We start from the raw sequence: 21,506 nt of genomic DNA, 5'->3' as shown, positions 1-21,506 counted from the left end.
TCCAGATCCATCTTCCATTCCCAGATCAGCGAGAACGCCATGACTGTTAAAGAGATGACCCAGGAAGCCCGACACGAAGAAGCGTTGAAGAAGTATGTGCTGGATGCCCCCGAGTTGATGGACGAGATCAAGGACTTGTCCGCCGACGATCAGAAAGACCAGATCCAGTGGGCGTTCGAGGATGAAGCCGAAGCCCAGGGCTTGCAACCGTGGGAGCTGACGCTCAAGTACACATCAAGCCCGGAAGAATACGAGACCGAACGCCTGAAACTGCACAAGGAAGCTGCCGAGGTGTTGGGCGTCGAGTGGGAAGAGTACTGCGAGATGAACAATCTGGTGGTCTGACACTCATGCAGGAGCGAGCTTGCTGGCGATGGTCGTTAACGATAACGCGTGTTTACTGGTTAAACATGGCGCTCTCAGGTACATCGCGAGCAAGCTCGCTCCTACAGTTTTGGCAACTCACATACGTGTGATCAGAGACTCAGTCGCATCGACAGATCGACCGCCTTCACATCCTTGGTCATCGCACCGATCGAAATGTAATCCACCCCGGTCTGTGCAATTGGCAGCAACGTACTTTCGTTGATCCCGCCGCTGGCCTCCAGCTTGGCCTTGCCGGCATTCAGGCGCACGGCTTCACGCATGTCGTCCAGGCTCAGTTCGTCGAGCATGATGATGTCGGCACCGGCCGCCAGCGCTTCCTTGAGTTCATCCAGGCTTTCCACTTCAATCTCGACCGGTTTGCCCGGAGCGATCTTGTGCGCGGCGGCAATGGCCTGCGCGATGCCGCCGCTGGCGGCGATGTGGTTTTCCTTGATCAGGAAGGCGTCATACAGGCCGATGCGGTGGTTATGGCAACCGCCGCAGGTCACGGCGTACTTTTGCGCCAGGCGCAGCCCCGGCAGTGTTTTGCGGGTGTCGAGCAGCTTGACCTGAGTCTCGGCCACGAAGTCCGCCAGGTATTGCGCGCGGGTCGCCACGCCGGAGAGCAGTTGCAGGAAGTTCAGGGCGCTGCGTTCGCCGGTCAGCAGTGACCGCGCAGGGCCTTCGAGGTGGAACAGCACCTGATTGGGCGTCACCCGTTCACCGTCGGCAACCTGCCAGTGCACCGCCACCCGCGGGTCCAGTTGCCGAAACACGTTATCCACCCAGGCGGTGCCGCTGATGACGGCCGCGTCGCGGGTAATGATGGTGGCTTTGGCCAGGCGTTCAGCCGGGATCAACTGCGCGGTGATATCGCCGCTGCCGATGTCTTCATGCAGCGCACGGCGCACGTTGGCTTCGATTTCGGCGGTCAGATCGGCGAGACGTAGATTCGGCATAACGGACTCCACAAACAAAGTGGCTCGATTATAGGGCCATGGCACCGACCAACCCAAGGCATCAGAGCGTTACGTTTGCGCTGGCACCTGTATTTGGTCGAATCCCTGACGTTACCGGTGTTGGTCGTCGATTCCGAACATACGCCTGTTTGAGATCGACAACCTCAAACGCGGCAAGTGATCGCGTCCTGGGGGATTATCGCGGCATACTGTGCCAATACAGTCGACGTTGAAGGAATCGGTATGCAGTTGGACCCCGCGAGCGGTTGGATTCAGGGTGTGCATGTCTGCCCCTCTCCCAACTTCAATGCGCGCCCCACAGGCGAAATTTCCCTGCTGGTGATCCACAACATCAGCCTGCCGCCGGCGCAGTTCGCCACCGGCAAGGTGCAGGAGTTTTTCCAGAATCGTCTGGATGTCACCGAACATCCCTATTTTGAAGGGATTGTGGACTTGCGGGTGTCGGCGCACTTTCTGATCGAACGTGACGGTACCGTTACCCAGTTTGTTTCGTGCCTTGAGCGTGCGTGGCATGCGGGCGTCTCGAGCTTCGAGGGGCGGGAAACCTGTAACGATTTTTCCGTGGGCATCGAGCTCGAAGGCACGGATGATCTGCCGTTCACCGACGCGCAATACCACGCGTTGACAGCCCTGACGCGCCAGTTGCAACAGGCGTTCACGGCAATCACCACAGAGCGCATCTGCGGGCACAGCGACATTGCACCGGGGCGCAAAACCGATCCAGGGCCGGCGTTCGACTGGGCACGCTATCGTGCCGCCCTGGCACAAGAGGAAGGACGATGAGTTTTCTGGTGTTGCTGTTGGCGGTGTGGATCGAGAAGTTCTCGGCCCTGCGCCATCGGGTTCAGCGTGACAATGGCTGGACACACGAGCTGAACAAGCTTGAGGCCAGCCCGCGATTTTCAAACCGACCATGGCTGGTGCTGTCGATACTGGTCTTGTTGCCGGTGGCGTTGCTGGGGTTGCTGCTGGTCGTCATCGAGCCGGTGGCCTATGGCTTGCTGGCGTTGCCGATCCATATGCTGGTAGTCATCTACAGCCTGGGGCGCGGTGATCTGCTGGGCGATCTCGGGCCGTTCCGCGATGCCTGGCGTCGGGAGGACCTGCAAGCGGCGGCCCATGTCGCCCAGCGCGATCTGGATATCTGCGCAGACAATGGCGAGCAGCTGCTGGAGCAGGTCGAAGGGCATTTGCTGTGGGAAGCCTACCAGAGCTTTTTCGCGGTGATTTTCTGGTACTTCCTGTTGGGTCCGGTTGCGGCGCTGAGTTATCGGTTGCTGGCGCTGGCCGAAGAGCACGGGAAAAACCCTGCAGTGGTCGAGCGCGCCGGGCAACTGCGTCACGCCTTCGACTGGTTGCCGGTGCGTCTGCTGGCCGCGAGCCTGGCGTTGGTCGGCAATTTTGTCGCGGTCAGTCGGGTGATGCTGCATGAGCTGCTGAACTGGAACATCAGCGCCGCGCAATTGATCGTGAAAGTCGGGCTGGTGGCCGGTGAAATTCCGGCGCCGGTGACCGGCGCGGAAGGTATCAACAATCTGGACCGCATCTGGGCGCTGCTGCTGCGTGCGGCGGTGCTCTGGTATGCCGGCTTTGCGTTGTGGACGGTCCTGCATTAGCCCGGCTGTCTGAGCCATTGTGGCTAGGCGGCCCGACAAGCCCCCTCGCCACATTGAGTTCGCTTCGTATCGCTCGCGGACTTCTGTCGTTAACCTTAAGTTACAAAACCTCCTGCCGATTTAAGTTATACAGAGATAGCGTCGAATAGTGGCTATCTGCTTTCTGTCTGCGCCTGCCAATAAAAAAAATAAGAAACTGAAGGGAGACATCCAGTGAAGAGCTTGCTCTATCCCGCTGTCGCACTGATGAACCGTCTGAGCTTCGGTATGAAGTTCAGCCTGATCAGCGTACTGTTCCTGGTGCCGATGCTGGTGACCAACTTCTATCTGGTGCGTGACTCCTACCGCGAATTCCAGGGCACGCGCATCGAGCTGCAAAGTCTCGACCTGTTGGGCAGCAGCCTGACGTTGCGGCGCGATCTGGAAACCCTGAACAACCTGGTGCAGATCAATGTCAGCCTCGGCCAATCCGGCAAGGCCGGCAACGTCGAGTCGAAAATCAGCGCCCTTGAGCAGAATATTCTGACTCGTCTGCAAGGGCTGACGGCGATGACCAGCGACCCGGAGCAGGTTGCGGTGTTTGATGGCAAACGCGATGAAATGATCGCCGCGTTCAAGGCCCAGCAAACGGAAAATTCCCTGCAAAGCAAAAGTGCCTTGATCGGCAAGCTGGTGGGCAGCGCGCAGATTTTCAGCCAGCTCATCACCAGCCAGTCCGGTCTCAGTCGCGACAACCAGAGCGACATGCGCCAGTTGAGCGAGCTCGTCACCCTCGTCACGCCACGGGTCACCCAGATCCTGGGCGAAGGTCGGGCAATGGGGTCTTACTCGTTGGGACAGGGATTCATCAACTCGGCTTCGAGTACCCGTTTCGATGAATTGCTGGCGCAGATTGAAAAGCTCCAGGCCGAGTATGGCCTGAAGTTGCAGGATGCCCTGGGTTCCAGCAAAGCCGCGCGCGATACCCTGGCCGCTCAGGCCGATAGCAGCCGGGCATCCCTGAAGAAAGCCAGCGAGCTGTTCGAAGAACAAGTGGTCATGGCGGATACCCTCGACGCGCCGTGGCAGGGCTTTTACGATCAGGTCAGCGTCCTGATGGACCAGACCTACCAACTCAACGAAGCGGTCCTGAAGTATCTCGGCCCGCAATTGCAGCAGCGACTTGAGCAGAACCGCACGCACATGGTCTTGCAGGCCGTGGCGCTGTCAGTCGTCTTTGTGTTGATCTTTTATCTCTACGGCGCTTTCTATGCCTCGACCCGCACCACGCTCAAGCGCCTGGGCGCGGTGATGGACAAGGTGGCGGCCGGCGACATGACCGTGACCTTCAGCGCCCACAGCCGCGATGAGCTGGGGGAGCTGGGCGAAGTGTTCAACGGCACGGTGAAAAAGATCCATGACCTGATCGAGCGGGTGGGGCAGACCGTCAGCGAAGTCGAGCGTCAGGCCGGCCAGGTGGAAAGCGTTTCCGCGCAAAGCAACCAGGCCGTCGCCGGGCAGCGCACGCAGATCGAACAAGTGGCCACGGCGATGAACCAGATGTCGGCCACTTCCCAGGAAGTGGCGCGCAGTGCCGCCGCGGCGGTGAGCAGTGCCCACAGTGTCAACGATGAGACCATCAGTGGTCGTGGCCTGGTGGAGTCGCAGCAAGGCAGCATTGCCGCGCTGGCCAGCGAGATCGATCAATCGGTACTGGTGATCAACCAACTGGCCAGCGACAGCCAGTCCATCAGCCGTGTGCTCGAAGTGATCAAGAGCATCGCCGAGCAGACCAACCTGCTGGCGCTCAATGCCGCCATCGAGGCGGCACGGGCCGGTGAGCAGGGCCGTGGTTTCGCCGTGGTAGCCGACGAAGTCCGGACCCTGGCCAAACGAACCCAGCAATCGACCGAAGAAATCGAGCAGATGATCGCCAGGCTCCATGGCGGTGTCGGCGCTGCGGTCAAGGCCATGGGCACCAGCCATGAAATGGCCAATGGCACGGTCGGGCAGTCGGAAAAGGTCCAGCGGGCGCTGGAAAACATCTTGGGAGCGGTCGGCATGATCGTCGACCAGAACCAGCAGATTGCCGCCGCAGTGGAGCAACAAACCGCCGTGGCTCACGACATCGACCAGAACATCGTCGAGATCAATCGCGCTGGCGAGCGCACCGCTGAAGGTGCGCATCAGACCGAAGATGCCAGCCGGGCGTTGTCGGCCCAGGTCGTGGAGTTGAAACAGTTGATCAGCGCATTTCGGGTGTAGCGGTCGCCTGATACCACAGGATTTGATTCACCAGTTGAACAACTCGCAGGCATTGGCCGTACTGGCCGCAGCCAATTGCTCGGGGCTGATCGCCATGATGTCGGCCAGTGCCGCGCAGATCGCGGGCAGATGCGCGGGGCTGTTGCGTTGGCCGGGGAACATGGCGGGCGCCATGTCCGGGGAGTCGGTTTCCAGCACCACAGAATCCAGCGGTAGCTTGGCGAGCACTCGGTGCATGCGCAGTGCTTGAGGCCAGGTCGCGGCGCCGCCCAGGCCGAGTTTGAAACCCAGCTTGATGTATTCCCGGGCTTCTTCCTGGCTGCCGGCAAAGGCGTGGATGATGCCGGCCCGTTTTAGGCGAAACCGTTTGAGCGTGGCAATCACCGCCGCATGGCTACGCCGCACATGGATCAATGCCGGAAGAGCGAAATCCGCCGCCAATTGCAATTGCGCCTCGAACAACGCCTGCTGGCGGTCGCGGTCCAGGTTTTCGATGAAGTAGTCCAGGCCGATCTCGCCGACGGCACACAGTTGCCGATGGCCAGCCAGGCGGGTCAGCCAATCGCCGAGTTCGCTCAAGTCTTCAGGGCGATGATCGTCCAGATACACCGGATGCAATCCGAACGCCGCATGCAGGTCGGGATCGTTTTGCACCAGCTCCCAGACCCGCTGCCAATTGGCCTGATAAACCCCCAGCACCACGATCCGCCGCACCCCGAGGGCGCGACTTTCGGCCAGCAGCGCCTGACGGTCGGCGTCGAAGTCCGGAAAATCCAGATGGGTGTGGGTGTCGATCAGCTCCACGGTTCAGCCCTGGCGAATACGCTGCTTGAACGTGCGCGCAATGGCTTGCACACCGGGCCGGTAATCCGACTGCTCGATGGCTGCCAGGGCCAGCGCGAGGGCCTTGTCGGCGATCAACTGGTGCTGCTGGGCCATGGCGTTGACCGGCAGCGGCAGGAAGTCCAGCAACTGAGTGTCGCCGAACGTGCCGAGGCGCAGCGGGCGGTTTTTCAGCGGGAAGTCGTGCAGCGCATCGAACACGCCTTGAAGCAGCACGTAGGATGTGGTCACCAGGGCATCGGGCAAATGGCCCAGGCGCTGCAGTAATTCTTCCATCAATTGTTTGCCGCACTCGCGGCTGAAGGATTCGCCTTCTTCAATCAGCACCTCACCGTTGAACCCGACGAGCGCCTCTTTGAAGCCGGCGCAACGTTCCTGGCTGATGCTCAGCTCCGGGCGGGCGCCGATCAGCGCGATCTGTTTGGGCAAGGGGTCGAGCAGGCTGCGGGTCAGTTGCAGGCTGGCCTCGCGGTCGTCACTGATCACCGAGCAGAAATGCTCGGGTTCCATGACCCGGTCGATGGCGATGATCGGAATGCCCTTGACCTGCAATTGGCGATAGCTGTCGTCGCCGGGCGGCAGGCAGCTGGCAACGATCAGTGCGTCGCAGCGCCGGGCGCGGAACAACTGCAGCAATTGCCGTTCGCTGTCCGGCGCATCGTCGGAACTGGCGATCAGCAACTGATAACCCCGGGCCCGCGCACCTTGTTCCAGCAATTTGGCGATTCGCGCGTAACTGGGGTTTTCCAGATCCGGCAGAATGAACCCCAATGTGCGGGTGTGTCGGCTGCGCAATCCGGCGGCCTGTGGGTTAGGCGTGAAGCCATGTTGTTCGACGACCGCGCGCACGCGTTCGACGGTAGCGCTGCTGATGCGCTGTTGTTCGGCCTTGCCATTGATGACATAGCTGGCGGTGGTGACGGACACACCGGCCAACTGGGCGATATCACTGAGTTTCAACCCGCTGTTTCCTTGTTTTTTCGAGATTGCCTCGACATTTTCGTCAATCCTAACCGATTAAGGCAGGCGACCATTGTCGCAACGCATCCGACAAGTTGGACTTCAAGGATGGGCCAATTTCGAGTAACGTGCCAATCGATATAGATTAAACGTTTCAGCAAGCGTATTTTCTACGTTTTAGGCGCCTTTGGCCGGTTCTGCCGTGAAACCGCCAAAAGCGATGACCAAGCGCCTAAGCTGACTCATTCAAAACAATACCTGGTGCCCCAAGGCGCCAAAAAGGAGAAAGCATGCTCGAGCTCACTGTAGAGCAGATTTCGATGGGCCAGTCGGCTGTGGATAAGTCCGCAGCCCTGCAATTGCTGGCCGGGCATCTGGTCGCCGACGGCCTGGTTGCCGAGGGTTATCTCGCCGGCTTGCAGGCGCGGGAGGCTCAGGGCTCGACCTTTCTCGGTCAAGGTATTGCCATCCCCCACGGTACGCCCGAAACCCGCGACCTGGTGTTCACCACCGGTGTGCGCCTGATGCAGTTCCCCGATGGCGTGGACTGGGGCGATGGTCATATCGTTTACCTGGCGATCGGTATCGCCGCCAAATCCGATGAACATCTGCGCCTGTTGCAATTGCTCACCCGCGCCCTCGGCGAGACTGACCTGGGCCAGGCCCTGCGTCGCGCCGGCTCCGCCGAAGCCTTGCTGAAGTTGCTGCAAGGCGCGCCGCAGGAGCTGGCGCTGGATGCACAGATGATCGGCCTCGGTGTGGCGGCCGAAGATTTCGAAGAGCTGGTCTGGCGTGGTGCACGTTTGCTGCGGCAGGCCGACTGCGTGAGCAACGGTTTCTCCGCGGTGCTGCAGCAGGTTGAAGCGCTGCCCTTGGGCGATGGCCTGTGGTGGCTGCACAGCGAGCAGACGGTGAAGCGTCCGGGCCTGGCCTTCGTCACCCCGGACAGACCGCTGCGTTATCTCGGCCAGCCACTCACTGGACTATTCTGCCTGGCCAGCCTCGGTGAGGCCCATCAAGCCTTGCTCGAACGCCTGTGCGCGTTGTTGATCGAAGGGCGTGGCCATGAGTTGGGGCGCGCCACCAGCAGCCGCAAGGTCCTCGAAGTGCTCGGTGGTGAAGTGCCCGCCGACTGGCCCAGCGCGCGAATTGCATTGGCAAACGCCCACGGTTTGCATGCGCGCCCGGCGAAAATCCTCGCGCAACTGGCAAAGAGTTTTGAAGGTGACATCCGCGTACGCATCGTCGATGGCCATGACAGTGCGGTGTCGGTAAAGAGCTTGAGCAAGTTGCTCAGCCTCGGCGCTCGTCGGGGACAGGTCCTGGAAATCATCGCCGAACCGGGCATCGCGGCGGATGCGTTGCCGGCCCTGTTGGCCGCCATCGAAGAAGGCCTCGGTGAGGAAGTCGAACCGCTGCCGCCGGTAAGTCAGACGCGTGAAGTCGTTGCCGATATGGCCGAAGTGGTCCTCGCCCCGTCATCTGGCAGCGTGGTTCAGGCGATTGCCGCCGCTCCGGGGATCGCTATCGGCCCGGCGCATATTCAAGTGCTGCAAACCATCGATTACCCGTTGCGCGGCGAGTCCGCCGGCATCGAGCGCGAGCGCCTCCAGCACGCCCTGGCGCAGGTACGCCGTGACATCCAGGGCCTGATCGAGCGCAGCAAGAGCAAAGCCATTCGCGAAATCTTCATTACCCACCAAGAGATGCTCGACGACCCGGAACTGACCGATGAGGTCGATACGCGCCTCAAGCAGGGCGAAAGTGCCGAGGCGGCGTGGATGGCCGTGATTGAAGCGGCGGCTCGGCAACAGGAAGCGTTGCAGGATGCCTTGCTCGCCGAGCGTGCGGCCGACTTGCGCGACATCGGGCGTCGGGTGTTGATGCAGCTCAGCGGCATCGAAACCCCGAGCGAACCGGATCAACCGTACATTCTGGTGATGGACGAGGTCGGCCCGTCCGACGTCGCGCGTCTCGACCCGGCTCGCGTGGCGGGGATTCTCACCGCTCGGGGTGGTGCTACGGCGCACAGTGCGATTGTTGCCCGGGCGCTGGGTATTCCGGCCTTGGTCGGCGCCGGTCCCGGCGTGTTGCTGCTGGCACCGGGTACGGCTTTGCTGCTCGATGGCCAGCGTGGTCGTCTGCATGTGGACGCTGACGCGGCGACCTTGCAGCGCGCCACGGCCGAACGCGATACCCGCGAGCAACGCTTGAAGGCGGCTGCTGAACTGCGTCATCAACCGGCATTGACCATCGATGGCCACGCCGTCGAAGTGTTCGCCAACATTGGTGAAAGCGCCGGCGTCACCAGTGCGGTGGAGCAGGGCGCCGAAGGCATTGGCCTGTTGCGCACCGAACTGATTTTCATGGCCCACCCGCAAGCGCCCGACGAGGCGACCCAGGAAATCGAGTACCGCCGCGTTCTCGACGGTCTGGCCGGGCGGCCGCTGGTGGTGCGCACCCTCGATGTCGGTGGCGACAAACCGCTGCCGTACTGGCCGATTGCGAAGGAAGAGAACCCGTTCCTCGGCGTGCGCGGCATTCGCCTGACCTTGCAGCGTCCGCAGATCATGGAAGCGCAACTGCGCGCCTTGCTGCGGGCTGCCGACAACCGGCCGCTGCGGATCATGTTCCCGATGGTGGGCAGCGTCGACGAGTGGCGCCAGGCCCGTGACATGACCAAACGCCTGCGCCAGGAAATCCCGGTTGCCGACCTGCAACTGGGGATCATGATCGAAGTGCCGTCGGCGGCATTGCTGGCACCGGTCCTGGCCAAGGAAGTCGATTTCTTCAGCGTCGGCACCAACGACCTGACCCAGTACACCCTGGCCATCGACCGTGGCCATCCGACGCTGTCGGCCCAGGCCGATGGCTTGCATCCGGCGGTGCTGCAACTGATCGACATCACCGTGCGCGCGGCCCATGCTCACGGTAAATGGGTCGGTGTGTGCGGCGAGCTGGCGGCCGACCCGCTGGCGGTGCCGGTGCTGGTCGGCCTCGGAGTGGATGAGCTCAGCGTCGGGGCGCGCAGCATTGCCGAGGTCAAGGCGCGGATTCGCGAACTGGGCTTCACTCAGACTCAAACCCTTGCCCGACAGGCCCTGGCCGTGGGCAGCGCCAATGAAGTGCGCGCATTAGTGGAGGCCCTGTAATGGCCCGGATACTTACCCTAACCCTTAACCCGGCGCTGGACCTGACCGTCCAGTTGCCGCGCCTTGAAGCCGGCCAGGTCAACCGCAGCGATGTGATGCACACCCACGCCGCCGGCAAAGGCGTGAACGTGGCGCAAGTGCTGGCGGACCTCGGGCATCAGCTGACCGTCAGTGGCTTTCTTGGCGAAGACAACCTGCAAGCGTTCGAAACATTGTTCGCCAAACGCGGTTTTGTCGATGCCTTCATCCGTGTTCCGGGCGAAACCCGCAGCAATATCAAACTGGCGGAAAGCGACGGCCGCATCACCGACATCAACGGGCCGGGGCCGCAGGTCAGCGAGGCGGCGCAGCAGGCTTTGATGGATCGGCTGGAGCAGATTGCTCCGGGGCACGATGCGGTGGTTGTCGCCGGAAGCTTGCCGCTGGGCGTCAGTGCGCAATGGTTGCAGGCGTTGATCTTGCGCTTGAAGAACCTGGGGCTGAATGTCGCCCTCGACACCAGCGGCGAGGCATTGCGCGCAGCGCTGAAAGCGGGGCCGTGGCTGATCAAACCCAACACTGAAGAACTGGCTGAGGTGCTGGGCTGCGAGGTCGTGTCGGTCAGTGCCCAGGCCTTGGCGGCGGAGCGTTTGCATGCCCAGGGCATCGAGCATGTGGTGATTTCCCATGGCGTCGATGGCGTGAACTGGTTCAGCGTCGGCTCGGCGCTGCATGCCACACCACCCAGGGTCAACGTCGCCAGCACGGTGGGCGCGGGTGATTCGTTGCTGGCGGGGATGCTCCACGGTTTGCTCAGTGCCGATACGCCGGAGCAGACCTTGCGCACCGCCACGGCGATTGCCGCGATGGCAGTGACCCAGATCGGATTCGGCATTGGCGATGCAGCGCAACTGGCGCAGCTCGAACAGGGTGTGCGCGTGCGTCCCCTGACAGAACAATAAGAGGGATTGTCATGAAGTTAGCCATCGTTACGGCCTGCCCGAACGGCATGGTCACCAGTGTGCTGTGTGCCCGGCTGCTCGATGCCGCGGCCCAGCGTCAGGGCTGGAGCACCAGTGTCGAAGTCACCGATGCCGCGCATCCCGAAAAGCAAATGTCGGCGGCCACCCTCGACGCGGCGGAGTGGGTGTTGCTGGTGACCAGCGCGCCGGTGGAAATGTCGCGTTTTGTCGGCAAGCGAGTGTTCCAGAGCACCCCGGCCCAGGCCCTGCAAGACGTGGAAGCCGTGCTGCGCCGTGGAGCGCAGGACGCTCAGGTTTACGCCGCCGAAGAGGCCGCCGTCGAACCTGTGGCGGTTGTCCAGAACGCGCCGCGACTGGTGGCCGTTACCGCGTGCCCGACGGGTGTCGCTCACACGTTCATGGCCGCCGAAGCCTTGCAGCAAGCGGCCAAGCGCCTGGGCTATGAGCTGCAGGTGGAAACCCAGGGCTCGGTCGGCGCGCGCAATCCATTGAGCGCGCAAGCGATTGCCGAGGCCGATGTGGTGCTGCTGGCGGCCGATATCGAAGTCGCCACCGAGCGTTTTGCCGGCAAGAAAATCTATCGCTGCGGCACCGGCATTGCCCTCAAGCAAGCCGAAGCGACGTTGGAAAAGGCCTTGGCCGAAGGCCAACAGGAAAGCGCATCGAGCGCTGCCAAAACAACGGCCAGACAGGAGAAGACGGGCGTCTATAAACACCTGCTGACCGGCGTGTCCTTCATGTTGCCGATGGTGGTGGCCGGCGGCTTGATGATCGCCTTGTCGTTCGTGTTCGGCATCACCGCGTTCAAGGAGGAGGGCACGCTGGCGGCGGCGTTGATGCAGATCGGTGGCGACAGCGCGTTCAAGCTGATGGTGCCGCTGCTGGCAGGCTATATCGCCTATTCCATCGCCGACCGTCCGGGCCTCGCGCCGGGGATGATCGGCGGACTGCTGGCGAGCACCTTGGGCGCCGGTTTCATCGGCGGGATCATTGCCGGCTTTCTTGCCGGTTATGCGGCCAGGGCGATTAACCGTTATGCGCGATTGCCGCAAAGTCTTGAGGCGCTCAAGCCGATCCTGATCATCCCGCTGCTGGCGAGTCTGTTCACCGGTCTGGTGATGATCTACGTGGTCGGCAAACCGGTCGCCGGGATGCTTGCCGGGCTCACGAACTTTCTCGACAGCATGGGCACCACCAACGCGATTCTGCTCGGTGTGTTGTTGGGCGGCATGATGTGCGTCGACCTCGGCGGGCCGATCAACAAGGCGGCCTATGCGTTTTCGGTGGGGTTGCTGGCGTCGCAGAGCTACGCGCCGATGGCGGCGACCATGGCCGCGGGCATGGTGCCGCCGATCGGCCTGGGCATCGCCACGTTCATTGCCCGACGCAAGTTCGCCCAGACCGAGCGCGAGGCCGGCAAAGCAGCGCTGGTGCTGGGGCTGTGCTTTATCTCTGAAGGGGCGATTCCTTTTGCGGCGAAAGATCCGCTACGGGTGATTCCGGCGAGCATCGCCGGCGGTGCGCTGACGGGGGCGTTGTCGATGTATTTCGGCTGCAAATTGATGGCGCCCCATGGTGGGTTGTTCGTCCTGGCGATCCCGAACGCGATCAACCATGCGCTGCTCTACCTGTTGGCGATTGTGGCGGGGAGTCTGTTGACGGCGGTGGCGTATGCGCTGGTGAAACGGCCGGAGGTGGTGGAGTTGGCGGTAGAACCCGTCACCGCCTGACACCTGACCCTGTGGGAGCGAGCTTGCTCGCGATGACGGATTCACACTCAACAAATATGTTGGCTGAACGACCGCTATCGCGAGCAAGCTCGCTCCCACAGGGATCTTCAGCGCTGGGAAGATTTGTGTCATGCCAGGGTCATAGGGTCATGCTTTAGTTTTCCTTTTCCAGGGAGAACATCATGAGCGATTTCAACCTCGGGCGCCGTCGTGTCATGCAAGCGGTCGGCGCCGGGCTGTTGTTGCCGGGGCTGGCGCCGGCGGTGATCGCTTCGGTAAAGGATCGGCCGCAACTCACCGACGGCGTACAGTCCGGCGACCTGTTGGGCGACCGGGCGATCATCTGGAGCCGCTGCGACCGCCCCGCGCGGATGGTGGTGGAGTGGGACACCCGCAGCCTGTTTCCCAACCCCCGGCGATTCGTCTCGTCCCTGGCCGATGCGCGCACCGATTTCACTGCCCGGGTCGAACTCACCGAGCTGCCCGCCGGTCAGGCGATTTTCTATCGCGTGCAGTTTGAAGACGCCCAGAGCGGTATCGCCAGCGAGCCCTGGTTCGGTCACTTGCGCAGCGTGCCGCAGACCCGCCGTGACATCCGTTTTGTCTGGAGCGGCGACACCGTCGGCCAGGGCTTCGGCATCAACCCGGACATTGGCGGCATGCGCATCTACGAAGCAATGCGCCTGCGTCTGCCAGACTTTTTTATCCACAGCGGCGACACCATTTACGCCGACGGCCCGATCCCGGCTCAGCTCACCACGGAAGGCGGCCGGGTGTGGCGCAACATCACCACCGAGGCCAAGAGCAAAGTCGCCGAGACCCTCAATGAGTATCGCGGCAACTATCGCTACAACCTGATGGACGAAAACATCCGTCGTTTCAATGCCGAGGTCCCGCAGATCTGGCAGTGGGACGACCACGAAGTGGTGAACAACTGGTCGCCGGGCAAACAGCTGGATGCGCGTTACCAGGACAAAGATATCCACAGCCTGGTGGGCCGCGCACGCCAGGCCTGGCTTGAATATGCGCCGATGCGTTTGCAGAGTGCCAATGGCGGCGGGCGGATCTATCGCAAGCTTGGTTACGGGCCGCTGCTCGATGTTTTTGTACTGGACATGCGCAGTTATCGCGGGCCCAACGATGACAATCAGGGCGCTGAAAAACCTTTCCTCGGGCGTGAGCAACTGGACTGGCTCAAGCGCGAAATGCAGGCCTCGAACGCGCAATGGAAAGTGATCGCCGCCGACATGCCCATTGGCCTCGGCGTGCCCGACGGCGAGATCAGCCCTGGTGTCGCGCGCTGGGAGGCCGTGGCCAACGGTGACCCCGGCCCGGCACAGGGGCGTGAACTGGAAATCGCAGAATTGCTCGGCTTTCTGCGGGCGCAAGAGGTGCGCAATTTCCTGTTCCTCACCGCGGATGTGCATTACTGCGCGGCCCATCATTACCATCCGGATCGGGCGGCGTTTCAGGATTTCGAACCGTTCTGGGAGTTCGTCGCCGGACCGCTGAATGCCGGTAGCTTTGGACCGAACTCGCTGGATAAAACCTTTGGTCCTGAAGTGGTGTTCGAGAAGGCGCCGCCCGCGCAGAACGTCTCGCCGTTTGCCGGGTTTCAGTTTTTTGGCGAGGTGAACATCGATGGGCAGAGCGGGGAGTTGAGCGTGGTGTTGCGGGATCTGGACGGGGTGTCTGTATTTGAGAAAAAGCTGCAGCCGGTTTGAGATGGAGATGGATACATGAACCCTTGTGGGAGCGAGCTTGCTCGCGATGGCGGTATTACATTCAACACATTGGTTGACTGATAGACCGTAATCGCGAGCAAGCTCGCTCCCACAGGGAACTCAGTGAATCAGTACACGTCGCGGCGGTAGCGGCCCTGTTCGATCAGACGCTCCACTTCGGCGCTACCCAACACTTCGTTGAGCACCTGATCCACGCCCGAAGCCATGCCTTGAAGGCTGCCGCAGATGTAGATCACCGCATCGTCCGCCAGCCACTTCTTGAGCTCGGCCGCCGATTCACGCAGGCGATCCTGTACGTAAATCTTTTCGGCCTGGTCGCGGGAAAATGCCAGGTCGAGGCGCGCCAGATCACCATTGATCAGCCACTCCTCCAGCTCCTTTCGGCACAGGTAATCGTGCTCGCGGTGGCGCTCGCCAAACAGCAGCCACTGGCGTTGCTGACCATCGGCAATCCGGGCCTTGAGCAGGCTGCGCAACCCGGCCAGGCCCGTGCCATTGCCCAGCAGGATCATCGGCACCGGTTGGGCCGGCAGATGGAAACCACTGTTGCGCCGCACGCGCAGGCTGATGGAACTGCCCACCGGCGCGTGTTCGGTCAGCCAGCCGGAACCGACACCGAGGTTGCCGTCGGCATGCACTTCCTGACGCACGATCAATTCCAGCACGCCATCGGCCGGGATCGACGCAATGGAATACTCGCGCATCGCCAGCGGCACGAGGGCCTCTGCCAACGCTTGGGCGTGCAGGCCGACCAGGTGGGCGCGGTTCTCCGGCAACTGGCGGCTGGCCAGGGCCTGTTCGAGGGTTTCTTCCAGGCCGTTGAGTTGCACCTTGGTTTCACCGTGAATCCCCATGCCATCGAGGAAGTGCTCGATGGCCCACGGGCAGTTGCGCGGCATCACTTCCACCAGGTCGCCCGCCAGCCAGCTGCTGGTGGAAGGAGGCTTGAGGCCCAACAAGTACACCGGCGAGCCACTGCTGTCCGGATTGAGCAGTTCACGATGCAGCAGGGTCCAGTTGTCGTAGCTGGGCGCTTGCCAGGTATCCACGGGGGCCTGGCCGGTCAACAGGCCCAGTTGCTGTTGCCAGTGGCGCAAGGCGTAAGGGTCACCGCTGTCGACCTCCACCGGGGCGAACAGGGTCTTTGCGCCATGTTCGCCCAACCAGGCGTGCAGGCGTTTGGCGAAACCGCAGAAGTGTTGATACTGCCGGTCGCCCAACCCCAGGACGGCGTAATTCAGGCGTCCCAGGCTCGGTGTCCGGCCCAGTACCTTGCGCTCGAAACTGCGGGCGCTGTCCGGTGCTTCGCCGTCGCCGAAGGTGCTGACGACGAACAAGGCATTGTTCGATTCATGCAAGTCCTGTTCGCTGACGTCCGCCAATGGTTGCACTTTGACCGGCAAGCCTGCGGCCTGTAATTGCCCGGCGGTTTGCCATGCCAGCTGTTCGGCAAAACCACTTTGGCTGGCGAAGCCGATCAGCCACGCCGGCGCGTCGCTGGCGGTTTGCACGAGATCTTTGCGTGCATCCTTGATCTGGCGCTTTTTGCGCCGACGATCCAGGTACAGCATCCAGCCGGTGATGAAGAACAGCGGCATGGTCAGCGAGGCGATGGTCAGGATAATGCGCCCGACGATGCCGAAGTAACTACCGACGTGCAGCGCATAGATGCTGGTCAGCAGTTGCGCCTTGAGGCTCTTGTCGCTGTAGCGATCAACCCGTTTGACCACGCCGGTGGCCGGGTCAAGGGTGATCTGGTTCAGGGCGCGGTCGTGAGGCGAAGTTTTCAGCAGGAAGTAAACGGTCGCTGGTTGGCCGGCCACGGGCGGCATGCGCACGTTATAGGAGCTGAGTTGCGGACCGGCCGCACTGTAGATGCTGCTCCACATCGCCGCGTAATCGGCCGTCGGTGCCGGACCGCTTGGCGCAGGGCCGCGTCCGCCGCGAACGCGTTCGCTCTGTGGTGAGTCGGAGAGCAACCGGGTCAGGCCTTTGTTGTACCACTCGTAGGACCAGGACAACCCGGTCAGCGCCGCCAGGAGGTAAAACACCAGGCACCAGGTGCCGGCCACCGAGTGCAGGTCCCAGTTGAAGCTGCGGCCCTTTTTCTTCCAGTCCAGGGTCAGCCAGGTCCGCCAGCTTTTCCACTGGCGAGGCCAGCGCAGGTATAGGCCGGACAGGCAGAAGAACACCAGAATCAGCGTGCACGCGCCGGTGATCTGCCGCCCCGTGTCGCCCATGGCGAGGAAACGGTGCAGTTGCAGCATCAGGCCGAAAAAGCCCTGGCCGGTGGCGTCGCCGAGGAACTCGGCGGTGTACGGGTCGAAGTAGCGCATCTCGCCACGGCGTTCACCCGGCGGCGGGGTGAACCACACTTTGGCGGCGCTGCCGCTGTCCGTTTCCACCGTGAGCATCGAGACTTTTTTGCCCGATGCGGCTTCGATTCGCTCCACCAGTTCGACGGGCGGCAGCACACCGGCGACCTGTTTCTCGACCTGCAACACAGAAGGATTGAGTGTGCTCAGGATTTCATCCTGAAACGACACCGCCGCCCCGGTGATGCCCATCAGGGCCAGGACCAGCCCGGCGCTGATGCCGAAAAACCAGTGCAACTGGAACAGGGTTTTCTTCAACACGTCGCTCGCCTTGTTCGTTCAAGTTGATTCATCACGGCGCGCATTATGCCGTGGGGTTGTCGAGAAGCATTCTTTTTTACGCACAAAGGCCCCGTTCATGTGGATGAACGGGGCCGGGTCTGATTTCACCCTCTCCTGTGGGAGCGAGCTTGCTCGCGATAGCGGTGTGTCGGCCAACATAAATGTTGAATGTGGCGACGTCATCGCGAGCAAGCTCGCTCCCACAGGGATTGCAGTGTGAGTGGCAATCAGAAGTGGAAGTTGGTGCTCAGCAAGGCGGTACGACCGGCCGCCTGGTTGGCGAAGTGAGTCGAGAACGCCTTGTCGTAGTAGGTTTCGTCGGTCAGGTTCTGTACGTTCAGTTGCAGGTCGACGTTCTTGGTCAGCTTGTACGCCGCCATTGCGTCGTAACGAACGTAGGAATCGACCATGGTGGTGTTGGCGGCACTGCCGAACACGTCATCGACATAGAACGCACCGCCACCGATGGTCAGCCTTGGCGTGACCTGATAGGTCGTCCACAGGCTGGCGCTGTTTTTCGGCGTGTTAGGCAGTTCGTTGCCGTTGTTGGCTTTGTTTGCTGGCATGTCGCCGCCATCGACTTGCTCGCTGTCCATGTAGGCGTAACCGGCGAAGACCTGCCATTTGTCGGTGAGCTTGCCGGTGGCCGACAGTTCGATACCTTGAACGCGGGTTTTGCCGACGTTTTCAAACGTAGTGGTGTTGGTTTGCACACGAGCGTTTTCTTTCTCGGTGCGGAAGATGTCGGCAGTCAGGGACAAACGATCGTTCAGCAGATCCCACTTGGTACCGATTTCGTAGTTCTTGGTGGTTTCCGGCTCCATGTCGCTTTTCAGCAGGTTGCCGTTGCGATCCGGCGTGCCGCCCAGCGGGTTGCCTTCCGAGCCTTCGCCGAGGGTGTTGCCCGGTGGAGTGGCAGACGTCGCATAGGAGGCATAGATGCTGCCGTTTTCGGCTGGTTTGTACACCACACCGAACTGACCGGTAACGAACTCGCTGGTGTCATCGCCCTTGGACGTGGTCACGCTGGAACCGTTGAAGGTTTTGTAGTCGGTGTCGAAATGGTCGTAGCGCAGGCCCATGTTCACCAGCCACTGCTCGGACAACGTCAGGGTGTCGAATACATACAGTGCGTAGGTGTTGGCCTTGGTTTCGGTGCCCGCGTAGTTGCGCGAGATGGCACCGCTCCACGGATCATTCGGCGTCGGGTTGGACAGCGAGGTGCAGTTGTAACCGCTTGGCGCGCCGATCAGTGCCGGCGAGCAGTTGTTGGTTACCGCTGCCGTTCCCGGGGTGGTGTCCGTGTTGACGTTGTACGAGGATTTTTCACTTTCCTCGTGGGTGTATTCGACACCGGTGGAGAAGCTGTTCTTGAACCCGGCGATGTAGATATCACCAAACAGGTCGGTCTGGTTGGTGGTGGTCTCGGTGTTGCTCACGCGGGTGTTCGCCCGGCGCCAGACGCTGCCGTTGTTGACGTTGCCTTTACTGTCGTCCGGCTGGGTCAGGATGTAATCCTGCATGCTGCTGCCGTGACGCAGGGTGTTCTTGATGGTCAGCGAGTCGCTCAGGTCGTGCTCGATGGCGAAGGTCGCGGTGTCGGTGCGGGTCTTGCGGAAGTCGCGGTCGGTCAGACCATAGAAATTGCTGCTGTCGCCGCCGTCATTCGGCTTGTCCGGGTTGGACTTGGTGCGTCCAGCCGCGAGAGTGGTCGGGATCGAGTACGGAATGCCCGAATCCGGCGTGTCGTTGCTTTCGAGGTGGTAGTAGTCGAGGTTGACGCGAGTGTCTGTACCCAGGCCGAAAGCCAGGGACGGTGCGACACCCCAGCGGTCGTAGTCGACGCTGTCACGTCCGGCGACGTTGCTCTCATGGCTCATCAGGTTCAGACGGCCAGCGGCAGTGTCGGTGAACTGATAGTTGCCGTCCATGGTGTAGCGCTGGGTCTGGTCGGAGCCCCAGGTGAAACCACCATCGAACGAATTGCCCAGGTGAGCTTTCTTGCTGACCAGGTTGATGCTGCCGCCTGCAGCGCCGCGACCGCCGATGGCAGAGTTCGGGCCTTTGCTGACTTCGATCGATTCCACGGCGAAGATCTCGCGGCTCTGGGAACCGGTATCGCGAACGCCGTCCAGGTAGGTATCGCCCTGGGCGTCAAAGCCGCGAATGAACGGACGGTCGCCCTGTGGGTTACCGCCTTCACCGGCACCGAAGGTGATGCCTGGAATGGTGCGCAGGGCGTCCTGCATGTTCATGGCGCCCGTGTCTTTCAACACTTGTTGCGGAATGACGGTGATCGAGCGCGGTGTGTCCACCAGCGGCGCGGTGTACTTGGGCGAGGAGGCTTTCTCTACGTTGTAGGTCGTCTCGTCCTGGGCTTCGCCGGTGATGGCGGTGGCGCCCAGCGAAATCACATTGCCCGGTGCTTTTTCGTCGGCTTTTTCCGCCGCGAAAACCATGTGGCCCGCAGAGCCGGCAGTAATCGCCATGCCGATGGCCGATGCGAGCAGACGTGGTGAACTGACCGGTACTTGTGGTTGTTGACGCGACATTTGAGTTCCCCTCCCCAAGGATTTGAGGCCGCGGAATATAGGGTAAACACGTATTCGTATCAATTGCGAAATATTACTATTCGCACTGAATTTACATTCTTTACAATTTACCCTTACGGTTTCTGCTGACTCATTCGTCAGATGTGTTTTACACAGGCAATAAGAATCAATACCATTGGCATCCCTTTGGTTTCAGGTGCCTTTGTCATGCTGCTGCACATTCCCGGCCTGTTTGAAAAAGACGAGGTGCAGCGCATTCGCGAGGCTCTGGAGCAAGCCGATTGGGCCGATGGCAAGATCACCGCCGGCTACCAGTCGGCGAAGGCCAAACACAATTTGCAGTTGCCGGAAGGTCACCCGCTGGCCAAGGAGATCGGCGCGGCGATGCTGGAGCGGCTGTGGAAAAATCCGCTGTTCATGTCAGCAGCGTTACCGCACAAAGTCTTCCCTCCGTTAGTGAACTGTTACACCGCCGGTGGCAGTTTCGACTTCCATATCGACAACGCGGTGCGTCAGCCAAAAGGCAGCATCGAGCGGGTGCGTACGGATTTGTCCGCCACGCTGTTCTTCAGCGAGCCGGAGGATTATGACGGCGGCGAGCTGGAGATCCAGGACACCTTCGGCACCCAACGGGTGAAGCTGCCTGCCGGCGACATGGTGCTGTATCCCGGCACCAGTCTGCACAAGGTCAATGCGGTGACACGCGGAGCGCGACTCGCCTCGTTTTTCTGGACGCAAAGCCTGGTGCGTGAAGACAGCCAGCGCGCCCTGTTGTTCGAGATGGACGGAGCAATCCAGCAACTGACCCGCGATGTGCCCGATCATCCATCGCTGATCCGCCTGACCGGGACGTATCACAACCTGTTGCGTCGCTGGGTCGAGGTCTAAGTGGCGGATTTTCGTTTACGCCGCGAGGAAATGCTCGACGGTGAGCGACTGCGCGCGATGCTCGACGAAAGTCCGGCCCGTGCGGCCCAGGCCATCCTGATTGCCGCACGAGAAGGAGAGGTCGAAGCCCAGGCCTTGCTCGGGCAGATTCTGCTCGACGGCCAGGGGATCGCGCAGGACCAACCGCTGGCAGTGAGCTGGTTCGGCATCGCAGCGCGCCAGGGGCACCTCATGGCGCGCAACATGCTCGGTCGTTGCCATGAGCATGGTTGGGGCTGCGCTGCCGATGCATCGCTAGCGGCCAGGCATTACCGACTTGCCGCCACTGCAGGGCTGGATTGGGCGATGTACAACTACGCCAATCTGCTGGCGACCGGTCGCGGGGTGGTTGAGGATCAGCTTCAGGCACTGAGTCTCTATCGCCGTGCGGCTGAATTGGGCCATGCAAAATCGATGAATCTGTTGGGGCGGTATCTGGAAGAAGGGCGGGTCTGTCCGGTGAATCCGGCAGCTGCGCGTGACTGGTATCGACGTTCGGCCGAGGGCGGGGATTTTCGCGGGCAGTTCAGCTTTGCTGCGGTCTTGACCGACGAAGGGAATATCGAGGATGCGTTGGTCTGGCTGCGCAAGGCGTTGGCCGGTGGCAACCTGAATTTTCTGCGAGTGGCGAGTCAGGCGCTGATGGGCGCGGTCGATCCGAGGATCCAGGCACTGGCCCACGAATTCCATCATCGTGCCGAAGAATTAACCCCAGTCTCTTGAGCCTTTGTGGGAGCGAGCTTGCTCGCGATGACGTCATGACATTCAGCAT

At 61.5% G+C, this 21,506-nt stretch carries 15 protein-coding genes and 1 pseudogene; 11 read left to right on the top strand and 5 right to left on the bottom strand.

Annotated elements, in window-relative coordinates; translation table 11 throughout:
• The first annotated feature begins 39 nt into the window (after window positions 1-39).
• A complete protein-coding gene (locus ABIE16_RS07440; RefSeq protein WP_154910442.1) occupies window positions 40-345 on the top strand; it encodes a DUF6388 family protein in 306 nt (101 codons plus the stop codon).
• Between the two features lie 131 nt (window positions 346-476).
• On the opposite strand, the gene nadC is transcribed toward ABIE16_RS07440, so the two are convergent.
• Window positions 477-1,325, bottom strand: a complete 849-nt coding sequence (nadC, locus tag ABIE16_RS07435) for a carboxylating nicotinate-nucleotide diphosphorylase (RefSeq protein WP_057716471.1) — start codon at window positions 1,323-1,325, stop codon at window positions 477-479.
• A 243-nt stretch (window positions 1,326-1,568) separates the two neighbouring features.
• Between nadC and ampD the strand changes: the two genes are divergently transcribed.
• The 4 genes and pseudogenes from ampD (at window position 1,569) to ABIE16_RS07415 (ending at window position 5,206) form a co-directional block, all read left to right on the top strand.
• Entirely contained in the window at window positions 1,569-2,129 is a 561-nt protein-coding gene (ampD, locus tag ABIE16_RS07430) for a 1,6-anhydro-N-acetylmuramyl-L-alanine amidase AmpD (RefSeq protein WP_057716470.1), read from the top strand.
• Complete coding sequence (ampE, locus tag ABIE16_RS07425; protein ID WP_057716469.1) at window positions 2,126-2,962, top strand: regulatory signaling modulator protein AmpE; 837 nt, start codon at window positions 2,126-2,128, stop codon at window positions 2,960-2,962. Before ampD ends, ampE begins: the two co-directional genes overlap by 4 nt.
• 246 nt (window positions 2,963-3,208) lie before the next feature.
• A pseudogene (locus ABIE16_RS07420) lies at window positions 3,209-4,300 on the top strand (methyl-accepting chemotaxis protein); the annotation flags it as partial.
• Entirely contained in the window at window positions 4,277-5,206 is a 930-nt protein-coding gene (locus tag ABIE16_RS07415; protein WP_429520835.1) for a methyl-accepting chemotaxis protein, read from the top strand. The pseudogene ABIE16_RS07420 and the gene ABIE16_RS07415, both read left to right, overlap by 24 nt.
• Window positions 5,207-5,233: 27 nt before the next feature.
• Here ABIE16_RS07415 and ABIE16_RS07410 read toward each other — a convergent pair whose 3' ends face one another.
• Window positions 5,234-6,010, bottom strand: coding sequence for a TatD family hydrolase (locus ABIE16_RS07410; RefSeq protein WP_429520793.1), 777 nt, complete (start codon window positions 6,008-6,010; stop codon window positions 5,234-5,236).
• 3 nt (window positions 6,011-6,013) lie between these two features.
• Window positions 6,014-7,009 carry a catabolite repressor/activator gene (gene cra / locus ABIE16_RS07405; RefSeq protein ID WP_349733737.1) on the bottom strand — a complete coding sequence of 332 codons (996 nt, stop codon included), beginning with the start codon at window positions 7,007-7,009 and terminating at the stop codon, window positions 6,014-6,016.
• A 290-nt stretch (window positions 7,010-7,299) separates the two neighbouring features.
• Between cra and ptsP the strand changes: the two genes are divergently transcribed.
• The 4 genes from ptsP to ABIE16_RS07385 all read left to right on the top strand — a co-directional run bounded on the left by ptsP (window position 7,300) and on the right by ABIE16_RS07385 (window position 14,577).
• A complete protein-coding gene (ptsP, locus tag ABIE16_RS07400) occupies window positions 7,300-10,161 on the top strand; it encodes a phosphoenolpyruvate--protein phosphotransferase (RefSeq protein WP_429520792.1) in 2,862 nt (953 codons plus the stop codon).
• Window positions 10,161-11,102, top strand: a complete 942-nt coding sequence (gene pfkB / locus ABIE16_RS07395) for a 1-phosphofructokinase (RefSeq protein ID WP_429520791.1) — start codon at window positions 10,161-10,163, stop codon at window positions 11,100-11,102. The genes ptsP and pfkB overlap by 1 nt, the downstream gene beginning before the upstream one ends.
• Before the next feature lie 11 nt (window positions 11,103-11,113).
• Window positions 11,114-12,853 (top strand): PTS fructose-like transporter subunit IIB, encoded by a 1,740-nt coding sequence (locus tag ABIE16_RS07390; RefSeq protein ID WP_429520790.1) that lies wholly within the window; start codon window positions 11,114-11,116, stop codon window positions 12,851-12,853.
• Between the two features lie 182 nt (window positions 12,854-13,035).
• On the top strand, window positions 13,036-14,577 hold the full coding sequence (locus ABIE16_RS07385) for an alkaline phosphatase D family protein (RefSeq protein ID WP_429520789.1): 1,542 nt from the start codon (window positions 13,036-13,038) through the stop codon (window positions 14,575-14,577).
• A 128-nt stretch (window positions 14,578-14,705) separates the two neighbouring features.
• On the opposite strand, the gene ABIE16_RS07380 is transcribed toward ABIE16_RS07385, so the two are convergent.
• The gene (locus ABIE16_RS07380; RefSeq protein WP_429520788.1) at window positions 14,706-17,234 is read right to left on the bottom strand and encodes a PepSY domain-containing protein; all 2,529 of its coding nucleotides are present in this window, start codon (window positions 17,232-17,234) and stop codon (window positions 14,706-14,708) included.
• 248 nt (window positions 17,235-17,482) lie between these two features.
• The gene (locus ABIE16_RS07375; RefSeq protein WP_429520787.1) at window positions 17,483-19,807 is read right to left on the bottom strand and encodes a TonB-dependent receptor; all 2,325 of its coding nucleotides are present in this window, start codon (window positions 19,805-19,807) and stop codon (window positions 17,483-17,485) included.
• A gap of 207 nt (window positions 19,808-20,014) precedes the next feature.
• Here ABIE16_RS07375 and ABIE16_RS07370 point away from each other — a divergent pair, with 207 nt between their 5' ends.
• Both ABIE16_RS07370 and ABIE16_RS07365 read left to right on the top strand, forming a co-directional pair.
• Window positions 20,015-20,695 carry a Fe2+-dependent dioxygenase gene (locus ABIE16_RS07370; RefSeq protein ID WP_090453057.1) on the top strand — a complete coding sequence of 227 codons (681 nt, stop codon included), beginning with the start codon at window positions 20,015-20,017 and terminating at the stop codon, window positions 20,693-20,695.
• Window positions 20,696-21,457, top strand: a complete 762-nt coding sequence (locus ABIE16_RS07365) for a tetratricopeptide repeat protein (RefSeq protein WP_429520786.1) — start codon at window positions 20,696-20,698, stop codon at window positions 21,455-21,457. It abuts the gene before it with no gap.
• The last annotated feature ends 49 nt before the right edge of the window (window positions 21,458-21,506 follow it).

This window comes from Pseudomonas sp. 2725, assembly GCF_050434585.1.
In the GTDB taxonomy this organism is placed as follows: domain Bacteria; phylum Pseudomonadota; class Gammaproteobacteria; order Pseudomonadales; family Pseudomonadaceae; genus Aquipseudomonas; species Aquipseudomonas jessenii.
This window is presented reverse-complemented; position numbering and strand designations above follow the sequence as displayed.